Below are 17,710 nucleotides of genomic sequence, written 5' to 3' on the forward strand. Positions count from 1 at the left end.
ATTCCGGACAGGGAAATGAAAAAGACCCGAACCTTGGAAGGTTCGGGCCAAATGCGGTCTATGGCAGCTTTTCCGGGTCTAACCCGGAAAAGCTCTAGATAGGCCGCGACGGGCCATGCAGCGGCGCCCTTTTGCCGGGCGCCGCAAACCCTGTGATCAGGAAGAGTGGTAGGCGGCTTCGCCGTGGGTCGAAAGGTCGAGACCTTCGCGCTCGGCTTCGACGGTGACGCGCAGGCCGATGACGACGTCAACGATCTTGTAGAGGATCGCCGAACCGATACCCGACCACAGCAGCGTCGTCAGCACGCCCTTGGCCTGGTTCAAGACCTGGGTTGCCGTACCGGCATAGGAGGCTGCGAAATCGGCTGTCGAATAATCGACGATGCCTGCACCGCCGAGCGCCGGGTTGACGAGGATACCGGTGCCGAGAGCGCCGATGATGCCGCCGACGCAATGGACGCCGAAGACATCGAGGCTGTCATCGTAGTTGAACTTGTTCTTTACGACGTCAACGAAGAAGTAGCAGACCGGCGAAACGATGAGGCCGAGAACGATCGAACCCATCGGGCCGGCAAAGCCTGCCGCCGGGGTGATGGCGACGAGACCGGCGACGGCGCCGGAAGCACCACCGAGCATGGAGGCCTTGCCGCGGGTGAGGGTTTCGACGATGCACCAGGACACAGCGGCGGCAGCCGTTGCGACGAAGGTGTTGATAAAGGCAAGCGAGGCATAGGAATTGGCTTCGAGGTTGGAGCCGGCATTGAAGCCGAACCAGCCGACCCAGAGCAGCGAGGCGCCGACCATGGTCAGCGTCATCGAATGCGGAGCCATGATTTCCTTCTTATAGCCCGTGCGCTTGCCGAGCATGATGGCGCCGACGAGGCCCGCGATACCGGCATTGATGTGAACGACCGTGCCGCCGGCAAAGTCGATTGCGCCATAGGAGAAGATCAGGCCGGCTGGCGACGTGTAGGAGCTCGGACCGCCCCAGAACCAGACCATGTGCGCCATCGGGAAGTAGATGAAGGTGACCCAAAGCACGACGAAGAGCATGACGGCCGAGAACTTGATGCGCTCGGCGAATGCGCCGACGATCAGGCCGGGCGTGATGCAGGCGAAGGTCATCTGGAATACGATGAAGGTGTATTCCGGAATGGCGACGCCCTTCGAGAAGGTTTCGACGAGCGACGTGGTGTTGACGCCGGCCAGGAACGCCTTGGAGAAGCCGCCGACGAAGCTGTTCAGCGAGCCGCCATCGGTGAAGGCGAGCGAATAGCCGTAGGTCACCCAGATCAGCGCCACGACGGCGGTGATCATGAAGACCTGCATCAGCACGGAGAGCATGTTCTTGGCGCGGACGAGACCGCCGTAGAAAAGCGCAAGGCCGGGGATGGTCATCAGCAGGACGAGCGCCGAGGAGACGAGCATCCAGGTATTGTCACCCTTGTCCATGGTGAGAGCAGGAGCGGCAGCAGCGGCAGCGGCTGGCGCAGCCTCCTGCGCAAAAGCCACAGCCGGCGCCAGAAGGGCAGCCGTTGCTGCGCAAGTCAGCGCAAAGGCGGAAGAAAACTTCGAAAGTGACATTGGAAAAAGCTCCTTGATCTGCCGTTCTTACAGCGCTTCTGAATCGGTTTCGCCCGTACGGATGCGCACGGCATGGTCGATCGAATAGACGAAAATCTTGCCGTCGCCGATCTGACCGGTCTTGGCCGATGCCGCGATGGCTTCGACCGCCCTGTCGACGAGTTCCGATGCAACGGCGATTTCGATCTTGAGCTTCGGCAGGAAGCTGACCGCATATTCGGTGCCGCGATAGATTTCGGTATGTCCCTTCTGGCGCCCGTAGCCCTTCACTTCGGTCACGGTCAGCCCCTGAATACCGATCGCCGTAAGAGCTTCGCGGACCTCATCGAGCTTGAACGGCTTGATAATGGCCATCACAATTTTCATCTGGTTTCCCATCCTTCGTTATCCTCGGCGCGGAGCCGACTCTCCTTGCCGCTGACGTTCCTGAACAGCGACCGGCGATATACATTCAAGGGGCGTGCCAGATTCGAGGCAACTTATAAGTTATTGAAAAATAAAGATTATAATAAGGAATGCCAATAAACAGGCAATTGATCGGCCAATAAGCGCACAAATAATGCGCAAATTTACAAATATGCACATTATTTATTCATTTGCCTTTTTCCGAATCAGACCTTCCTGCGCAACGGAGGCGATCAGCTCACCCGTTCGGGTAAACAGGCAGCCCCGGGTCAACCCCCTGGCGCCCGAGGCCGACGGGCTATCCTGCGTATAGAGCAGCCAGTCGTCGAGCTTGCAGGGTCGGTGGAACCACATGGAATGATCGAGGCTCGCCACCTGCAGGCTCTGGTCGAAGATGGAAGTGCCGTGGGCATAGAGCGACGTATCGAGCAGAGTCATATCCGAAAGATAGGCAAGCACCGCCGCCTGATAGAGTCGGTCGTCGGGAACCGGGCCGGTGGCGCGCACCCAGACGTCCTGCCTCGGATCGAGCTTCTTGTCGGAAAAATAATGCGTCAGCGAGACCGGGCGGATCTCGATCGGCCGCTCGCGCTGCCAGTATTTTCGGATCGCCTCCGGCGCATGCGCAAGATATTCTTCCTTGATCTGCTGTTCGCCGAGCAGCGCTTCGGGCATTTCGACCTCGGGCATTGCGATCTGGTGCTCGAAGCCCGGCTCCTCCACCTGGAAGGAGGCCGACAGCGCAAAGATCGCCTTGCCGTGCTGGATGGCGACGACACGCCGCGTGTTGAAGCTCGATCCGTCGCGGATGCGCTCCGCCTGGTAGACGATCGGCACCGAGGGATCGCCGGGGCGCATGAAATAGGCATGCAGCGAATGGACGAAACGCTCGCCTTCGATGGTGCGCTGCGCCGCCATCAGCGCCTGGCCGATCACCTGCCCCCCGAAGACCCGCTGCCAGCCGACCTTGGGACTGCGACCGCGGAAGATATCGACCTCGATCGGCTCAAGGTTGAGCGTCGAAAGCAACGTCTCCATCGCCGAAGGTCCTGATGTCTCGCGCGTCATTTTCTATGTCTCCCGGCGGTAGGAAGTGAAGTTGCGATGATCTATATAGATCACATCTGAGGCACAAGGTACGGGAGCGGCGCGATGCTGGACATGCTGGTTGTGGGCGGGGGTTATGTCGGCCTGTCCGCTGCTGTCGCGGTCAAACAGGCAGCACCCCATCTGAATGTCGCGGTCGTCGAGGCGGCTCCCGCGCATGTCTGGAAAAACGATACGCGCGCCTCCGCTATCATCGCGGCGGCGGCAAAGATGCTCGAGGTCTTCGGCATCTGGGACGAGATCGAGCCGGAGGCCCAGCCGATCACCAAAATGATCGTCACCGACTCCAGGACTTCTGATCCGGTGCGCCCGGTTTTTCTGACCTTCGACGGCGAAGTCGCCGAAGGCCGGCCCTTCGCCCACATGATCCCGAATGTCGCAATGGTCGCAGCGCTGCGCGCCGCCTGCGAGCGGCTCGGCATCGACATCCGCCACGGGCTCGGCGCCACCGAGCTGAAGACCCACGACACCCATGCCACCGTCACGCTTTCGGACGGCAGCGCGCTGGAGACCCGGCTGCTGGTTGCCTGCGACGGCGTGCGCTCGACGTTGCGCGATCTTGCCGGCATCAGGACCGTCACCTGGGACTACGGCCAGTCCGGCATCGTCGCGACCGTCGAACACGAGCGGCCGCATGACGGATGCGCCGAGGAGCATTTTCTGCCGGCCGGCCCCTTCGCCATCCTGCCGCTGAAGAACAACCGCTCCTCGCTCGTCTGGACGGAGCGGACGCCGGATGCCAACCGGCTGGTGGCCGCCGACGATCTGATCTTCGAGGAAGAGCTCGAACGCCGCTTCGGCCACAAACTTGGGAGCTTGAAAGTCATCGGCGACAAGCGTGCCTTCCCGCTCGGCCTCACCCTGGCGCGCTCCTTCGTCGCGCCGCGTTTCGCGCTGGCCGGCGACGCCGCCCACGGCATCCATCCGATCTCGGGCCAGGGCCTCAATCTCGGCTTCAAGGATGTGGCGGCGCTTGCCGAAACCATTGTCGACGCCGATCGCCTCGGCCTCGACATCGGCTCGATCAACATCCTCGAACGCTACCAGACCTGGCGGCGCTTCGACACGTTCCGCATGGGCGTGACCACCGACGTGCTGAACCGGCTCTTTTCCAACGATGCAACGCCGATCCGCATCGCCCGCGACGTCGGCCTCGGTCTGGTCGACCGGCTGCCGCGCCTCAAATCCTTCTTCATCGGCCAGGCGGCCGGGACGACGGCAAAGGACAATCCGCGCCTTCTGGCCGGCGAGATGATTTAACCTTTGTTTTTACGCAATTGCCGGCAAAAGCGCTTCGCGCCCTGCCCGAGAAACCGCTTCGCACTTTTTCCTGGAATTGCTTTATTCGTCGAGGCGGCGGGCTTCGGACACCAGCATGATCGGAATGCCGTCGCGGATCGGGTAGGCCAGCCGCGCCTTTTCCGAGACAAGCTCATTGTGCTCGCGATCATAGGAAAGCCGCTCCTTGGAGAGCGGGCAGACCAGGAGATCGAGCAGTTTCGGATCGACGCGGCTGAGTTTTTCGTCCATGGCTGAAGTCTACTGCAGAACCGTGTCGGAGTCACCGAAGACACGCGCCAGCACGATTTCGGTAATGGCGATCAGCGTCTCGGCCCGCGTCTTCAGGTCGGGCGCCTCGAGCAGCGCCTGTTTTTCCGCCGGCCCGAAGGGCGACATCATGGCGAGGGAATTGACAAGCGTCAGATTGCTCGCCCGCTCGACGCTCTCCCAGTCGGCCTCCAGCTTGTTGGCATCGAGATAGGCCTTGAAGGCGGTCAGAAGCGCAGCGCGGTCGACCGCGTCCTCCTCGTTCGCGGCCGAGAGATCGGCGATGAACGGGGCGATCCGGAAGGTGCGGAAGGGATCGCTGGTGGCTTTCTCCTCCAAGAGCCGGAAGCGGCAGACACCGGTCAGTGAAACGATATAGCGCCCGTCGCCGGTCTCGGCGAAGGAGGTGATGCGGCCGAGGCAGCCGACAGCGGCAAGATTGGGCTCGCCGCCCTTGTCCTCGTGTTCGCCGAGCGCCGGCTGCACCATGCCGATCAGCCGGTTTCCGGTCAGCGCCGCATCCAGCATCGCCAGATAGCGCGGCTCGAAAATGTTGAGGGGAAGCTGCCCGGCCGGCAGGAGAAGGGCGCCGGTCAGGGGGAAGACGGCGATTGAATCAGGCAGATCGCCCGGCTTCAGGTATCTGGCATTCCCGACTTGCATGAAACCGTCCCGCATTCTTGTAACGGGCATGCCCGTTCTGACGAGAATGTGGTGCCCCTGTCCGAAAACGCAAGGGCAGATACTCGAAACTTAGCGCTAACCCCAAAAATCGGGGTCGATATTGCCCGGCGCGTCCTGCTGGACACGCCGCGCTCCAAAGCAATTCCAGGAAAGCCGAGCCGCTCTAGGAGAACAGCATCGCCGAAAGCTTGCGGCGGGCGGCAACCGTCGCCGGATCCTTGAAGCCCCAGACCTCGAAGAACTGCAGCAGCTGCCGGCGGGCGCCATCATCGTCGAAGGCACGATCCTTGCGCATGATCAAAAGCAGATGTTCGGCCGCTTCGTCGCGCCGGCCTTCGACATTGAGGATCTTGGCGAGCTTCAGCCGCGCCGCGTGATCATCGGGATTGGCGGCAAGGTCGCGTTCGAGCGCAACGGGATCGCCGAGCTTGCGGGCCTCCTCGATCTGCTCGAGCTTCTTCAGCACCGCCTGGATGCCGGCATCTTTCGACAGCTCTTCCGGCAGCTCGGTCAACACCTGGCGCGCCCGCTCATGCTGGTTTGCGGCGATCATGCATTCGGCCATGCCGGCGAGCGCCTTGGCATTTTCGGGATCGGCCTGCATGACGGCGCCATAGAGCTGGGCGGCTTCGTCGATATTGCCGGCGGCAAGCAGTTCTGCCGCTTCCGCAAGCACGGCTTCGATCTCGGCCGCCTCATCGGCGCCGGCCGGACCGGCGATGCGGTCGATGAACTGCTGGATCTGGCTTTCCGGCACCGCACCCATGAAGCCGTCGGCCGGACGGCCGTTGACGAAGGCGATGACGGCCGGGATCGACTGGATGCCGAGCTGGCCGGCGATCGAGGGATGATCGTCGATGTTCATCTTGACCAGCCGGACCCGGCCCTTGGCTTCGTTGATCACCTTTTCCAGGACCGGCGTCAGCTGTTTGCACGGACCGCACCAGGGCGCCCAGAAATCGACCAGCACCGGTTGCTTGCGCGATTCCTCGATGACGTCCTTGCCGAAATTCGCGGTCGTCGTTTCCGTGATGTAGCTGCCGGCCGCAGCTGCGGGTGCCGTTGCTGCGCCGAAGCTTGTCGTCGCCGTCATCTGATTTCCGAAGGAACCGTTATAGGGGTTGTCGCTGCCGCTCATAGGTATCTCCCGCCGCGCCGATCCTGCCGGCGTCTTTGCCAAAGCATGTCGCGCAAAACTGTGGTGCGGTTTTACGACAAGGACATGCGCAAAACCAAAGACTAAAGCGCCGCAAGCCAATCTGAAAGATCACGACGCGCTTTAGCGCTAAAATCGTATGTCAGGACGTCACTTTCAAGACAAGCGGCTTGTGCCCGGTCGCCTCCATGAAACGGATGAGATCGCTGCTCGCAATCGAGGTCGTCGCATCGTTGGATAGCGGATGGCAGTTGACGATCTCTTCGCGCATCAGATCGGCATCGAGCACGAAGGTGACATTCTCCGAGGTATCGTTGATCGCGCCGAACGCGGTGACGGCCCCGGGAATGACACCGAGATATTCCATCAGCTTTTCCGCCCTGCCGAAGGAAACCCGGCCGGACCCGCCGATCAGATTGTGCACCTGTTTGAGGTCGACCTCGGCATTTTCCTCCACGGTCAGCAGAAAATACCTGTCCTTCTTGTCCTTGATGAAGAGGTTCTTGGTGTGACCGCCGGGGATCTCGTCACGAAGGGCAACCGATTCGGCGACGGTGAAAACCGGCGCATGATCGACCGTCTTATGGGCAATGCCGAGGCCGTCGAGAAAGGCAAACAAATCTTCTCTTGTCTTGGGGGTATTTTCGGACATCGGGCAATCCATTCGGCGGAATAACAAAATCGAGGCGCCCTGCTTAAGTCCGTCCACATCGTTTGGCAATCTTCGGAACCGACGCTCTACCCCCACATTTGCGGCCTTTCCGCCCGTCCTCCTCTGAGACCAGAATTTTTTCTTCGCTTCTCCGTCATTTCCCTGTTGCATTTGAAAACCCGTTAGGCCATATAGCGCCCGTCGCCACGAGGCGGCGCCCACGGTCCAACAACTACCCCGGACCGATGTGGATTGAGCGGGTGTAGCTCAGGGGTAGAGCACAACCTTGCCAAGGTTGGGGTCGAGGGTTCGAATCCCTTCGCCCGCTCCAGTTTCTTCCTTGTCAGGTCAGGCACATGCGATCTCAGCGTCTTTGACGAGATCTACTTGCGACTTTTACCAATCCTTCCGAGAAGAATGTCCGTCGTCAACGCAGGCGATATTTCGCCGCGAGCAACGCCGCCAGTTCCATGCGGCAATCGATCAGTGGGCTGACATCCTGTCGTGCCTTTGCCATCGCCATGGCGCCGGAATAGGCTGCGATGACAAGCGTGGCGAGGCTGTGCGGATTGAGCTCGCTCGCGTGTTTTTCCTCCGCGTCTCTCGCAAACTTGGCGGACAGTGCCTCGTGCCAGGCGCCGAATACGGCGCTGACAACCTCGCGCATCTCCGAGTCATGATGGGATACGTCCATTGCCATGTTGTTGAGCGGGCAACCGGAGACCCGGCCGTTATGCATCAGTTCATTGATGATGTTCTCAAAGATCAAGTCTATGGCGGCCGGCACATCTGCACTTGTGTGGAGCGGCGCGATCCATGTTTGCCGAACGGCTTCAGCCACGCGATCGCGAATGACCGCAAGTCCGAGGTCGCGCTTGGCCGGAAAATGATGCGCCATGGCACCACCGGATACTGAAGCCCTTTCGCGCAATTCCAGCATGCCGGTTGCGAGATAACCCTGGGTAACGAAGGCGTCGTAGGCGGCATCAATGATCCGGCGACGTACGCCTTCGGGATCATTGGTTCTTTTGTTTTCGGTCATGGTTTCTCAACTCGTCCTGCGCGCACATTAGCACCTTGACATAACAGGTCAATTGTCCTGTTATGAATACAGGACAATTGACCTGTTGAGGAAGCCATGAATCCGCATTCCGTATTCGAACTTCGCCGTTATCGGCTTCTCCCGGAAGGCAGAGAATCATTGATCGATCTGTTTGACAGGGAATTTGTTGAACCTCAGGAGGCCCTGGGCATGCGCGTCGAAGGGGAGTTCCGCGATCTTGACGATCCTGATTCCTTTGTGTGGGTTCGCTCTTTCAAGGATATGGAAACTCGAACGGAGGCTCTCGCATCCTTTTATTCAAGCCCGACCTGGAAAGAACATGGGCCGGCAGCCAACGCGACGATGCTCAATTCGGATAATGTCCTGCTCTTGAAGCCGGCGGTAGGCGTCCACCCGTTCGTGCATAATCTGCCAAGGGACAAGGAGGTGAGCCGCTCCAAGGTGCAGGGTCTTATCAGGCTGAATATCTGCTCGCTCGCCCCTGGGACAGAGGAGGATTTTGCCAGGTTTTTCCGCGACGATGCACTCCCGGCCATGCGGGATGCTGGTGCGCGCATCGATGCTCTGTTTGTGACGGAGCGAAGTAAGAACGATTTTCCCAGGCTGCCGGTTCGCGAGGGAGAAACCGTATTTGTCTGGTTTGAATGTCACGAAGATCAAGACCGTGCCACCGACTACGAGCGCCGCTTGCGGCGCAGTCTCATCTGGGGACGCGAGATTTATCCACGGATGGACAGCCAGTGCTGGCGTAGGATCGAGGTCTCCCACTTGACGCCGACTCCGCGGTCGCTTTGCGCTTGGTAAGCGACGTTACCAACTCGTCTACACAAAAAATGTCCGCCTCGGCTGCTTTCGGATAGTCTACCAGGCCGATCTGGATCGATTTTGTAATTTATTGCCGTTGATCGATTCATTTTGCGAACTATCATCGATCAGATAGCGACGGCGCGTCTTCGGATCAAAACCCTTTATGTTCAGTTCATCGCAGCGCGAGCTTCTGCGGATCATCGATCAGGGGACGCCGCCAGCATCGCCGCCCATAACGTCCTGATTGCTCCCAACTCCTGAGGTATCCCATGCGCATCGCCGTCGGTGGCATTCATATCGAATGCAGCACATACAATCCCGTCCTGAACGAGGAGAAGGATTTTCGCGTGCTGCGCGGCGCGGCGCTGCTGGAAGCGCCGTATTTCGCCTTCCTCAGGGATTACGATGCCGAGTTCCTGCCGACGATCCATGCGCGCGCCATTGCCGGCGGCCCGGTTTCGCGCGCCACCTACGAGGCCTTCAAGGGCGAATTCCTCGAGCGGTTGAAGCCGTTGCTGCCGCTTGACGGTCTCTATCTCGCCATGCATGGCGCCATGTATGTCGAAGGCATGGAGGATGCCGAAGGCGACTGGATCAGTGCGGCGCGTGCGCTGGTCGGCGAGGATTGCACGGTTTCGGCCAGCTATGACCTGCACGGCAACGTCACGCAGCGCATCATCGATGCGCTCGACATCTATTCCACCTATCGCACTGCGCCGCATATCGATGTCGAGGAGACGATGCGCCGCTCGGTCTTCATGCTGGTCAAGAGCCTGAAGACCGGCGAGAGGCCGATCGTTCTCTGGGCGCCGATCCCGGTGGTGCTGCCCGGCGAGCGCACCAGCACCGTCGATGAGCCGGCGAAAAGCCTCTATGACATGCTGCCTGGGATCGATGCGATCGACGGCGTCTGGGATGCATCGCTGATGGTCGGTTATGTCTGGGCCGATGAACCGCGCGCCACCGCCGCTGCCATCATGACTGGCACCGACCGCACCGTGCTGGAGCGCGAGGCCAAACGCCTCGCCAAAGCCTATTGGGACGTGCGCGAAGACTTCGTCTTCGGCTGCGAGACCGGCTCGCTCGAGGAATGCGTCGCGAGAGCAATCGCAAGCCCGACCGCCCCTGTCGTGCTGGCCGAATCCGGCGACAACCCCACAGGTGGCGGCGTCGGGGACCGGGCCGACGTGCTGGCCGAGCTGATCGCCAGGGGCGCCACCGGCGTCGTCTTCGCCGGCATCGCCGACAAGGCGGCGACCGAGGCCTGTTATGCCGCCGGCATCGGTGCGGAACTGGAGCTCAGCGTCGGCGCCTCGCTCGACACCAAGGGCAGCAAATCGGTCACCGCCTGCTTCACCGTCAAATTCCTCCACGAAACATCGGATGCCGCCGACCGTCAGGCGGTGGTTTCGGTCAGTGGCATCGATCTTGTGCTTTCCGCAAAGCGCCGGCCCTATCACAACATCGTCGATTTCACCCGGCTCGGCCTCTACCCGCATCGGGCGAAGATCATCGTCGTCAAATCGGGCTATCTCTCTCCGGAACTGGCGCCGATCGCCAATCCGAACCTGATGGCGCTATCGACGGGTGTCGTCGACCAGTTCGTCGAGCGCCTGCCGCGGCTGCGCAAGCAGCATCCGACCTACCCGTTCGACAAGGATTTTGACTTCGAACCGCAGGTCTTCATCTCCGCACGTTCACGGCAGGCCTGAAGTTCGCCTGAACCAATTGCGTTTTCCTGGATGATATTGTCGATCGCGGCACCGCCCTGTCGCCACGAGCGACTGTTTTTCCGCATCGCGGCAATGGCCGTGTTTGAGCAAAAAATGGGCATACTTCGATTTGCACAAAAAAGCGCTTGACGGTCGGGGCGATTTGGTTTGCACTGAACCAATAGAAAATTGGTACGGACCATTTAGCGAATACCGATGGATGAGACGCAGGGCAATTCGAATTATGCGCTGGAGAAGCTGCGGGCCCTCCTGCAGTCCGACAGTCTCGACGCCGACGGCAAGCTGCCGACCGAGCGCGCCCTTTCGGAAATGCTTGGCGTCGGCCGTCGCGCCGTCCGCCGCGCCCTCGAAGTGCTGGAGGCCGAGGGCCGCATCTGGCGCCGCCAGGGCTCCGGCACCTATGCCGGCCCGCGCCCCGACGGCTGGAGCGATCATGTCGGCTCCATCGTCGCCGGCACCGATCTCATGGAAGTCATGGAAGTGCGCCTGCGCATCGAGCCGCAGCTCGCCCAGCTTGCCGCCATGCGCGCCAAGGCCGCCGATATCGAGCGCATGTATGATCTGGTGAAGAAGATCTACGAAAGCACCGATGCCGACGGGCGCGAACTCTGGGACGGGGCGCTGCACCGCCAGATTGCCCAATGCGCCGGCAACGGTTTCTTCCTCACCATCTTCGACGTCATCAACCGGGTGCGGCAGGACGAGGCCTGGCAGACGATCCGCGAGCGCGCCCGCAGCGCCAGCCGGACGCGGTCCGTCACCTTCGGCCAGCACACGGCGATCGTCGATGCCATCGCCGCCCATGATCCTGCCAGGGCGGGCGAAGCCATGCGCCAGCATCTGCTGACGCTGCAGGAAAGCCTCATCCGCATCACCTCGCTCGATCACAGCGAAACGGAGGTCGACAAGACCCTCGCCTGAACAGGGAGGTGAGCAGAGAAAAAAGCAGAGCGGGCCATAACCGCCGGTTGGAAGCAAAAACCAAGCAAAATAGAACAGAGGAGAATGGAATGAAGATCGCCAAATTGCTGACCGCCACCGTTGCCGGCGCCCTGTTTGCGCTTCCTGCCTTCGCCGTCGACCTGAAGATCGGCCTGCAGGACGATGCCGACGTGCTCGATCCCGCGCAGTCGCGCACCTTCGTCGGCCGCATCGTCTATACTGCGATGTGCGACAAGCTGGTCGACGTCTCACCGGACCTGAAGATCGTGCCGCAGCTTGCCACCGAATGGAGCTGGTCGGCCGACGGCAAAGAACTGACCATGAAGCTGCGCCAAGGCGTCAAGTTCCATGACGAGACCCCGTTCAACGCCGAAGCCGTCGTCGCCACCATCGAGCGCAACATCACCCTGCCGGAATCACGCCGCAAGAGCGAGCTGAGTTCGGTCGCAAAGGTCGAGGCGACAAGCGAATACGAGGTCAAGTTCACCCTCAAGGCGCCTGACGTCACCCTTCTTGCCCAGCTTTCCGACCGCGCCGGCATGATCGTCTCGCCGAAGGCCGCCAAGGAACTCGGCGCCAAGTTCGGTGATCACCCGGTCTGCGCCGGACCGTTCAAGTTCGTCGAGCGCGTCCAGCAGGATCGCATCGTGCTCGAAAAGTTCCAGGACTACTGGAACAAGGACAAGATCTTCATCGACAAGCTCACCTATCTGCCGATCCCGGATACGACGGTGCGCCTCGCCAATCTGCGGTCCGGCGATCTCGACATGATCGAGCGCCTGGCGGCGACCGACGCTGAAGCCGTGAAGGCGGATTCGAGCCTGGTCTATGCCGACGCCGTCGGCACCGGCTACATGGCGCTCTATACCAATATCGGCAATGGTGCGCGTGCCGACAATCCTTTCGGCAAGGACAAGCGCCTGCGCCTGGCCTTCTCGCTGGCGATCGACCGCGATGCCGTCAACCAGATCGTCTATGAAGGCACGGCGGTTGCCGGCAACCAGCCCTTCCCGCCAAGCAGCCCGTGGTTCGACAAGGATATTCCCGTCCCCGCCCGCGATCTCGACAAGGCCAAGGCCCTGATCAAGGAAGCAGGCTTCGACCGCGTGCCGATCGAGCTGCAGATCCCGAACAATCCGGTTGCCATGCAGATGATGCAGATCATCCAGTCGATGGTCGGCGAAGCCGGCTTCGACGTCAGCCTGAAATCGACGGAATTCGCCACGCTGCTGAGTGAGCAGACGGCCGGCAACTATCAGCTCAGCCGTTCCGACTGGTCCGGTCGTGTCGATCCCGATGGCAACATCCATCAGTTCATCACCTGCAAGGGTGGCATCAACGACACGAAATACTGCAATCCCGAGGTGGACAAGCTGCTGAACGAAGCCCGTGCCTCGACCGACGATGCCGTGCGCAAGGAGAAGTATGATGCCGCCGCCGTCATCCTGAACGACGATCTGCCGATCATCTATCTCGGCCACCAGTCCTGGATCTGGGCGCTGCACAAGAACATCACCGGCTTCACTCCCTCGCCGGATGGCATGATCCGCCTCGTCGGCGTCAAGAAAGCCGGCTGACCAGAAGCCGATCATGCGGCGGAAACCCTCCGCCGCATGATCCCAGTCGTGTCAGGATCGCCCATGTACACTTACATCGCCAAACGGCTCTTGGTCGCCATACCGACGCTTTTGATCATTTCGATCTTCGTCTTCTCGCTGCAGAAGTTGCTGCCCGGTGATCCGATCCTCGCCATGGCTGGTGAGGAACGTGACCCGCAGGTTCTCGAATTCCTGCGCGAGAAATACCGGCTGAACGATCCCGTGCCCTATCAATATGTCCATTGGCTGGGTGCGGCCCTTCAGGGCGATCTTGGCATCTCGCTGCGCACCAACCAGCCGGTTCTGCAGCTCGTCGGCGAAAAACTGCCGGTCACCATCCAGCTCGCCATCATGTCGATGATCTTCGCCTTTGCGATCGGCGTGCCGATGGGCATCCTGGCGGCCGTCAAGAAGAACACGATGATCGACTATATCGCCAACATCATCGCGCTGACCGGTCTGTCGATCCCGAATTTCTGGCTCGGCATCATGCTGATCCTGCTGGTCTCGGTCAATCTCGGCTGGCTGCCGGCATCCGGCTACGAACCCTTCTTCAGTAATCCGCTGCGTTCGCTGGAAACCATGCTGATGCCCTCCTTCGTGCTCGGCAACGCGCTGGCCGCGACCCTGATGCGGCACACCCGCTCGGCCATGCTCAGTGTGCTCAGCGCCGATTACATCCGCACCGCCCGCGCCAAGGGCCTGCCGGAAAGCACCGTCGTGCTCGAACACAGTTTTCGCAATGCGGTGCTGCCGATCGTGACGTTGACCGCCCTGCTTTTCGGCGAACTGCTCGCCGGCGCCGTGCTGACCGAGCAGATCTTCACCATTCCGGGTTTTGGAAAGCTCATCGTCGACGCCGTCTTCAACCGCGACTACGCCGTCGTCCAGGGCGTCGTGATCTGCACCGCGATCGGCTTCATTCTGATGAACCTCCTGGCCGACATTCTCTATGTCCTGCTCAACCCGCGCATGAGGGCCGCCCTATGACCGCGATCGGAGAGACGGGCATTCCGGCCGCGATCGACCGCACGCCGAGTCGCGCCTGGCGCAAGCTGAAGGCTAACAAGGGCGCCCTCGTCGGCCTTGTTATCATCGCCTTTTTCGCGATCCTCGCGGTTGCCGCCCCCCTCCTTCCAATTCCCGATCCGAACGCCACAAGCTGGTCGGCGATCCGCAAGGCCCCGTCCGCCGCCCATTGGCTCGGCACCGACGACATCGGCCGCGACATTCTTTCCCGGATGATCTGGGGCGCGCAGGCCTCGCTGATGGCAGGCGTCTTCTCGGTGGCAATCGCCGTTATCATCGGCGTGCCCTTCGGCCTTGTCTCCGGTTATTTCGGCGGCTGGATCGACATGGTGATCTCCCGCATCACCGAAGCCTTTCTCGCCATGCCTTTCCTCATCACCGCGATCGCGCTTGCAGCCTTTCTCGGTCCGAGCCTGACCAATGCGATGATCGCCATCGGCCTTTCGGCCATGCCCGTCTTCGTGCGGCTGACGCGCGGCCAGGTGCTCTCGGTCAAGACCGAGGAATATGTCGAGGGCGCCCGCTCGATCGGCCTCCGGTCCTCGAGCATCATCACCCGCTATATCCTGCCGAATGTCTTTGCACCGATCCTCGTGCAGGCGACGTTGACCGTCGCCACCGCGATCATCGCCGAGGCGAGCCTCTCCTTCCTCGGCCTCGGACAGCAGCCGCCGGCCCCGAGCTGGGGCTCGATGCTGAATGTCGCCAAGAACTTCCTCTCCCAGGCGCCATGGATGGCGATGTGGCCGGGTGCCGCGATCTTCCTCGTCGTCATCGGTTTCAATCTTTTAGGCGATGGCCTGCGCGATGCGCTCGATCCGCGCGAAGCATGATCTCTTGAAAGGACATTTGACATGACCGCATTCACAACCCGTCCAGAAATCCTCGGCACTTTCGGCGTCGTCACCTCCACGCACTGGATCGCCTCGGCGGTCGGCATGAGCATTCTCGAAAAGGGCGGCAATGCCTTCGACGCGGCGGTGGCGACGGGCTTCGTGCTGCAGGTTGTCGAGCCGCATCTTTGCGGTCCGGGCGGTGATCTGCCGGCGGTGATCTATTCGAAGAAGAAGGACAAGGTCGAGGTCATCTGCGCGCAAGGCCCCGCACCCGCCGGCGCAACGATCGAACACTATACGGCGGAAGGCCTGAGCCTGATCCCCGGCGACGGGCTGCTTGCGACCGTCATCCCCGGCTCCTTCGATGGCTGGATGCTGATGCTGCGCGACTACGGCTCGATGAGCGTGCGCGATGTGCTGGAACCGGCGATCTATTACGCCGAGCGCGGTCATCCGATGCTGCCGCGCGTCTCCGCCACCATCAACGGGCTCGCCGCCTTCTTCGAGAAGGAATGGCCGACCTCCTACGAGACCTGGTTGCCGAATGGCAGCGTCCCCGAAGCGCATGCGAATTTCAGGAATCCGGTGCTTGCCGAAACCTGGAAGCGCATCATCGCCGAGGCCGAGGCGAAAAGCGGGCGGGAAGCGCAGGTCGAGGCGGCCCGCGACGCCTTCTATCGCGGCTTCGTCGCCGAGAAGATCGACGACTACCTCAAAACCGCCGAGGTGATGGATGCGAGCGGCAACCGCCACAAGGGCGTACTGACCGCGACCGACATGGCAAACTGGTCGGCAACGATCGAGGAGCCGCTGACCTATGATTATCATGGCTGGACGATCGCCAAGATCGGTCCCTGGGGCCAGGGTCCGGTCTTCCTGCAGACCCTGTCGATCCTCAAAGGCTTCGATCTCGCCGCGATGAACCCCACCGGCGCCGATTTCGTCCATACCGTCGTCGAGGCGATGAAGCTCGCTTTCGCCGATCGCGAAGTCTATTACGGCGATCCTGATTTCTCGGAAATCCCCGTCGCGCACCTGCTGTCGGAGACCTATGCCGCCGAGCGCCGCAAGCTGGTCGGCGCAGACGCCTCCTTCGATCTTCGCCCCGGCATCGTGCCTGGCTTCGAGGCGCAGCATGATCTGACGATGACGATGCTCGGCGCGGATTCCAAGACCGGCGCCGTCTACGAGCCGACTATGGCGCATCTTTCCGAAAAGCGCGGCGACACCGTGCATATCGACGTGATCGATCGCGACGGCAACATGGTCTCCGTCACGCCGTCCGGCGGCTGGCTGCAATCCTCGCCGACCGTGCCCGGCCTCGGCTTCTGCCTCAATTCCCGCGCCCAGATGTTCTGGCTGAAACCAGGCCTGCCGACCTCGCTTGCCCCCGGCAAACGGCCGCGCACGACGCTGACGCCGTCGCTCGGCCTTTATGAGGGCCGCCCGACGCTGGCCTTCGGCACACCCGGCGGCGACCAGCAGGAGCAGTGGCAGCTCTCCTTCTTCCTGCGCTACGCCCATCACAAGCTGAACCTGCAGGCGGCGATCGACCAGCCGCTGTTCCACACCTCGCATTTTCCAGGCTCCTTCTATCCGCGCACCCGCGAACCCGGCAGCCTGATGGCGGAAGCGAATTTCGGCCCCGACATCCTTGATGCCCTGCGCCGCAAGGGCCACAAGCTGACGGTCGCCGATGTCTGGACGATCGGCCGGCTGACTGCCGCAAGACGCGATGCCGATGGGCTGTTGCGTGCCGCAGCCACCCCGCGCCTGATGCAGGCCTATGCGGTCGGGAGATAGACATGACCTGGTCAATCGTCGCCCGTGACCCTTTGACCGGTCATCTCGGCATTGCCGTCGCGACCCGCTTCTTCGCCGTCGGCGCTCTCGTGCCGCATATTCGCGGCGGCATCGGCGCCGTTGCGACCCAGGCCTTTGTCAGCCCGCTTTACGGCGTCGACGGCCTGTCGCTGCTGGCCGCCGGCAGGGCGCCCGAGGAAATCATCGCCGAACTGACCGGGCGTGACGCCGGCCGTAATCAGCGGCAACTGCACCTCATCGATGCGAAGGGACGCAACGCCGCCTTCACCGGCGCCGCATGCATCGACTGGGCGGGACATCTGATCGATGAAAACGTCTCGGTTGCCGGCAACATGCTCGCGGGACCTGACGTCGTCACCAAAACGCTTGCCACCTACAACAAGGCGCTGGACAAGCCCTTGGCCGAACGCCTGCTCTTGGCGATGCAGGCAGGCGAAGATGCCGGCGGCGACAAGCGCGGCAGGCAGTCCGCCGCCCTCGTCATCCACCGCGATCAGGATTATCCGTGGCTGAGTATCCGCGCCGACGATCATCCCGATCCGCTCGGCGAACTTGTCCGCCTCCATGCAGTGGCCAGTGAACGCTACCTGCATGTCGCGGAGACAATGGCGACGCGGCAAAATCCGAACGGCATGACCGACAGGCGCGAGATCGATGAAAAGATCGCGACGCTGGAAGCGGCCCGCATCGCGGCAGGCAGGCCCTCCGCCTCCTTCGCCACGCCTTTGAAGACGTAACCCAG

17 protein-coding genes and 1 tRNA gene are annotated in these 17,710 nt (G+C 61.6%); 10 read left to right on the forward strand and 8 right to left on the reverse strand.

Features of this window, described 5'->3' with window-relative positions:
* Positions 1-156: 156 nt before the first annotated feature.
* The 3 genes from EEQ99_RS26265 to tesB form a co-directional block, all read right to left on the reverse strand.
* Entirely contained in the window at positions 157-1,584 is a 1,428-nt protein-coding gene (locus tag EEQ99_RS26265) for an ammonium transporter (RefSeq protein ID WP_028757775.1), read from the reverse strand.
* A 27-nt stretch (positions 1,585-1,611) separates the two neighbouring features.
* Positions 1,612-1,962 (reverse strand): P-II family nitrogen regulator, encoded by a 351-nt coding sequence (locus EEQ99_RS26270; protein ID WP_003543684.1) that lies wholly within the window; start codon positions 1,960-1,962, stop codon positions 1,612-1,614.
* 210 nt (positions 1,963-2,172) lie between these two features.
* Positions 2,173-3,057: an acyl-CoA thioesterase II gene (tesB, locus tag EEQ99_RS26275; protein WP_127431323.1), complete on the reverse strand. Its 885-nt coding sequence runs from the start codon at positions 3,055-3,057 to the stop codon at positions 2,173-2,175.
* An 84-nt stretch (positions 3,058-3,141) separates the two neighbouring features.
* Between tesB and EEQ99_RS26280 the strand changes: the two genes are divergently transcribed.
* A complete protein-coding gene (locus EEQ99_RS26280; protein ID WP_127431324.1) occupies positions 3,142-4,356 on the forward strand; it encodes a ubiquinone biosynthesis hydroxylase in 1,215 nt (404 codons plus the stop codon).
* A gap of 81 nt (positions 4,357-4,437) precedes the next feature.
* On the opposite strand, the gene EEQ99_RS26285 is transcribed toward EEQ99_RS26280, so the two are convergent.
* The 4 genes from EEQ99_RS26285 to EEQ99_RS26300 all read right to left on the reverse strand — a co-directional run bounded on the left by EEQ99_RS26285 (position 4,438) and on the right by EEQ99_RS26300 (position 7,136).
* Positions 4,438-4,626: a Trm112 family protein gene (locus EEQ99_RS26285; RefSeq protein ID WP_127431325.1), complete on the reverse strand. Its 189-nt coding sequence runs from the start codon at positions 4,624-4,626 to the stop codon at positions 4,438-4,440.
* Between the two features lie 9 nt (positions 4,627-4,635).
* Positions 4,636-5,322: an LON peptidase substrate-binding domain-containing protein gene (locus tag EEQ99_RS26290; protein WP_025554693.1), complete on the reverse strand. Its 687-nt coding sequence runs from the start codon at positions 5,320-5,322 to the stop codon at positions 4,636-4,638.
* Positions 5,323-5,491: 169 nt separating this feature from the next.
* Entirely contained in the window at positions 5,492-6,466 is a 975-nt protein-coding gene (gene trxA, locus EEQ99_RS26295; protein ID WP_025554691.1) for a thioredoxin, read from the reverse strand.
* Positions 6,467-6,626: 160 nt separating this feature from the next.
* Positions 6,627-7,136, reverse strand: coding sequence for a prolyl-tRNA synthetase associated domain-containing protein (locus EEQ99_RS26300; protein WP_028757771.1), 510 nt, complete (start codon positions 7,134-7,136; stop codon positions 6,627-6,629).
* A gap of 256 nt (positions 7,137-7,392) precedes the next feature.
* Between EEQ99_RS26300 and EEQ99_RS26305 the strand changes: the two genes are divergently transcribed.
* Positions 7,393-7,467, forward strand: a tRNA-Gly gene (locus EEQ99_RS26305).
* A gap of 96 nt (positions 7,468-7,563) precedes the next feature.
* Here EEQ99_RS26305 and EEQ99_RS26310 read toward each other — a convergent pair.
* Positions 7,564-8,178: a TetR/AcrR family transcriptional regulator gene (locus EEQ99_RS26310; protein WP_028757769.1), complete on the reverse strand. Its 615-nt coding sequence runs from the start codon at positions 8,176-8,178 to the stop codon at positions 7,564-7,566.
* Positions 8,179-8,274: 96 nt separating this feature from the next.
* Between EEQ99_RS26310 and EEQ99_RS26315 the strand changes: the two genes are divergently transcribed.
* The 8 genes from EEQ99_RS26315 to EEQ99_RS26350 all read left to right on the forward strand — a co-directional run bounded on the left by EEQ99_RS26315 (position 8,275) and on the right by EEQ99_RS26350 (position 17,705).
* Positions 8,275-9,003: an NIPSNAP family protein gene (locus EEQ99_RS26315; protein WP_127431326.1), complete on the forward strand. Its 729-nt coding sequence runs from the start codon at positions 8,275-8,277 to the stop codon at positions 9,001-9,003.
* 272 nt (positions 9,004-9,275) lie between these two features.
* Entirely contained in the window at positions 9,276-10,718 is a 1,443-nt protein-coding gene (locus EEQ99_RS26320) for a M81 family metallopeptidase (protein WP_127431327.1), read from the forward strand.
* Between the two features lie 210 nt (positions 10,719-10,928).
* Positions 10,929-11,660, forward strand: coding sequence for a FadR/GntR family transcriptional regulator (locus EEQ99_RS26325; protein ID WP_047615671.1), 732 nt, complete (start codon positions 10,929-10,931; stop codon positions 11,658-11,660).
* 89 nt (positions 11,661-11,749) lie between these two features.
* Positions 11,750-13,258: an ABC transporter substrate-binding protein gene (locus EEQ99_RS26330; protein WP_127431328.1), complete on the forward strand. Its 1,509-nt coding sequence runs from the start codon at positions 11,750-11,752 to the stop codon at positions 13,256-13,258.
* Positions 13,259-13,321: 63 nt separating this feature from the next.
* Complete coding sequence (locus EEQ99_RS26335) at positions 13,322-14,269, forward strand: ABC transporter permease (protein ID WP_047615673.1); 948 nt, start codon at positions 13,322-13,324, stop codon at positions 14,267-14,269.
* A complete protein-coding gene (locus EEQ99_RS26340) occupies positions 14,266-15,141 on the forward strand; it encodes an ABC transporter permease (RefSeq protein WP_028757763.1) in 876 nt (291 codons plus the stop codon). The genes EEQ99_RS26335 and EEQ99_RS26340 overlap by 4 nt, the downstream gene beginning before the upstream one ends.
* A gap of 21 nt (positions 15,142-15,162) precedes the next feature.
* Positions 15,163-16,947 (forward strand): gamma-glutamyltransferase family protein, encoded by a 1,785-nt coding sequence (locus EEQ99_RS26345; RefSeq protein WP_127431329.1) that lies wholly within the window; start codon positions 15,163-15,165, stop codon positions 16,945-16,947.
* 2 nt (positions 16,948-16,949) lie between these two features.
* Positions 16,950-17,705, forward strand: a complete 756-nt coding sequence (locus EEQ99_RS26350; RefSeq protein ID WP_028757761.1) for a DUF1028 domain-containing protein — start codon at positions 16,950-16,952, stop codon at positions 17,703-17,705.
* The last annotated feature ends 5 nt before the right edge of the window (positions 17,706-17,710 follow it).

This window comes from Rhizobium anhuiense (assembly GCF_003985145.1).
Classification (GTDB): domain Bacteria; phylum Pseudomonadota; class Alphaproteobacteria; order Rhizobiales; family Rhizobiaceae; genus Rhizobium; species Rhizobium anhuiense.

What these genes read in the sequence shown, in the direction of transcription:
- EEQ99_RS26300 (WP_028757771.1), bottom strand. Translation starts at nt 7,136, where the DNA reads ATGTCCGAAAATACCCCCAAGACAAGAGAAGATTTGTTTGCCTTTCTC.
- EEQ99_RS26330 (WP_127431328.1), top strand. Translation starts at nt 11,750, where the DNA reads ATGAAGATCGCCAAATTGCTGACCGCCACCGTTGCCGGCGCCCTGTTT.
- EEQ99_RS26270 (WP_003543684.1), bottom strand. Translation starts at nt 1,962, where the DNA reads ATGGGAAACCAGATGAAAATTGTGATGGCCATTATCAAGCCGTTCAAG.
- EEQ99_RS26290 (WP_025554693.1), bottom strand. Translation starts at nt 5,322, where the DNA reads ATGCGGGACGGTTTCATGCAAGTCGGGAATGCCAGATACCTGAAGCCG.
- EEQ99_RS26315 (WP_127431326.1), top strand. Translation starts at nt 8,275, where the DNA reads ATGAATCCGCATTCCGTATTCGAACTTCGCCGTTATCGGCTTCTCCCG.
- EEQ99_RS26335 (WP_047615673.1), top strand. Translation starts at nt 13,322, where the DNA reads ATGTACACTTACATCGCCAAACGGCTCTTGGTCGCCATACCGACGCTT.
- tesB (WP_127431323.1), bottom strand. Translation starts at nt 3,057, where the DNA reads ATGACGCGCGAGACATCAGGACCTTCGGCGATGGAGACGTTGCTTTCG.
- EEQ99_RS26320 (WP_127431327.1), top strand. Translation starts at nt 9,276, where the DNA reads ATGCGCATCGCCGTCGGTGGCATTCATATCGAATGCAGCACATACAAT.
- EEQ99_RS26310 (WP_028757769.1), bottom strand. Translation starts at nt 8,178, where the DNA reads ATGACCGAAAACAAAAGAACCAATGATCCCGAAGGCGTACGTCGCCGG.
- trxA (WP_025554691.1), bottom strand. Translation starts at nt 6,466, where the DNA reads ATGAGCGGCAGCGACAACCCCTATAACGGTTCCTTCGGAAATCAGATG.
- EEQ99_RS26280 (WP_127431324.1), top strand. Translation starts at nt 3,142, where the DNA reads ATGCTGGACATGCTGGTTGTGGGCGGGGGTTATGTCGGCCTGTCCGCT.
- EEQ99_RS26285 (WP_127431325.1), bottom strand. Translation starts at nt 4,626, where the DNA reads ATGGACGAAAAACTCAGCCGCGTCGATCCGAAACTGCTCGATCTCCTG.
- EEQ99_RS26350 (WP_028757761.1), top strand. Translation starts at nt 16,950, where the DNA reads ATGACCTGGTCAATCGTCGCCCGTGACCCTTTGACCGGTCATCTCGGC.
- EEQ99_RS26340 (WP_028757763.1), top strand. Translation starts at nt 14,266, where the DNA reads ATGACCGCGATCGGAGAGACGGGCATTCCGGCCGCGATCGACCGCACG.
- EEQ99_RS26265 (WP_028757775.1), bottom strand. Translation starts at nt 1,584, where the DNA reads ATGTCACTTTCGAAGTTTTCTTCCGCCTTTGCGCTGACTTGCGCAGCA.
- EEQ99_RS26345 (WP_127431329.1), top strand. Translation starts at nt 15,163, where the DNA reads ATGACCGCATTCACAACCCGTCCAGAAATCCTCGGCACTTTCGGCGTC.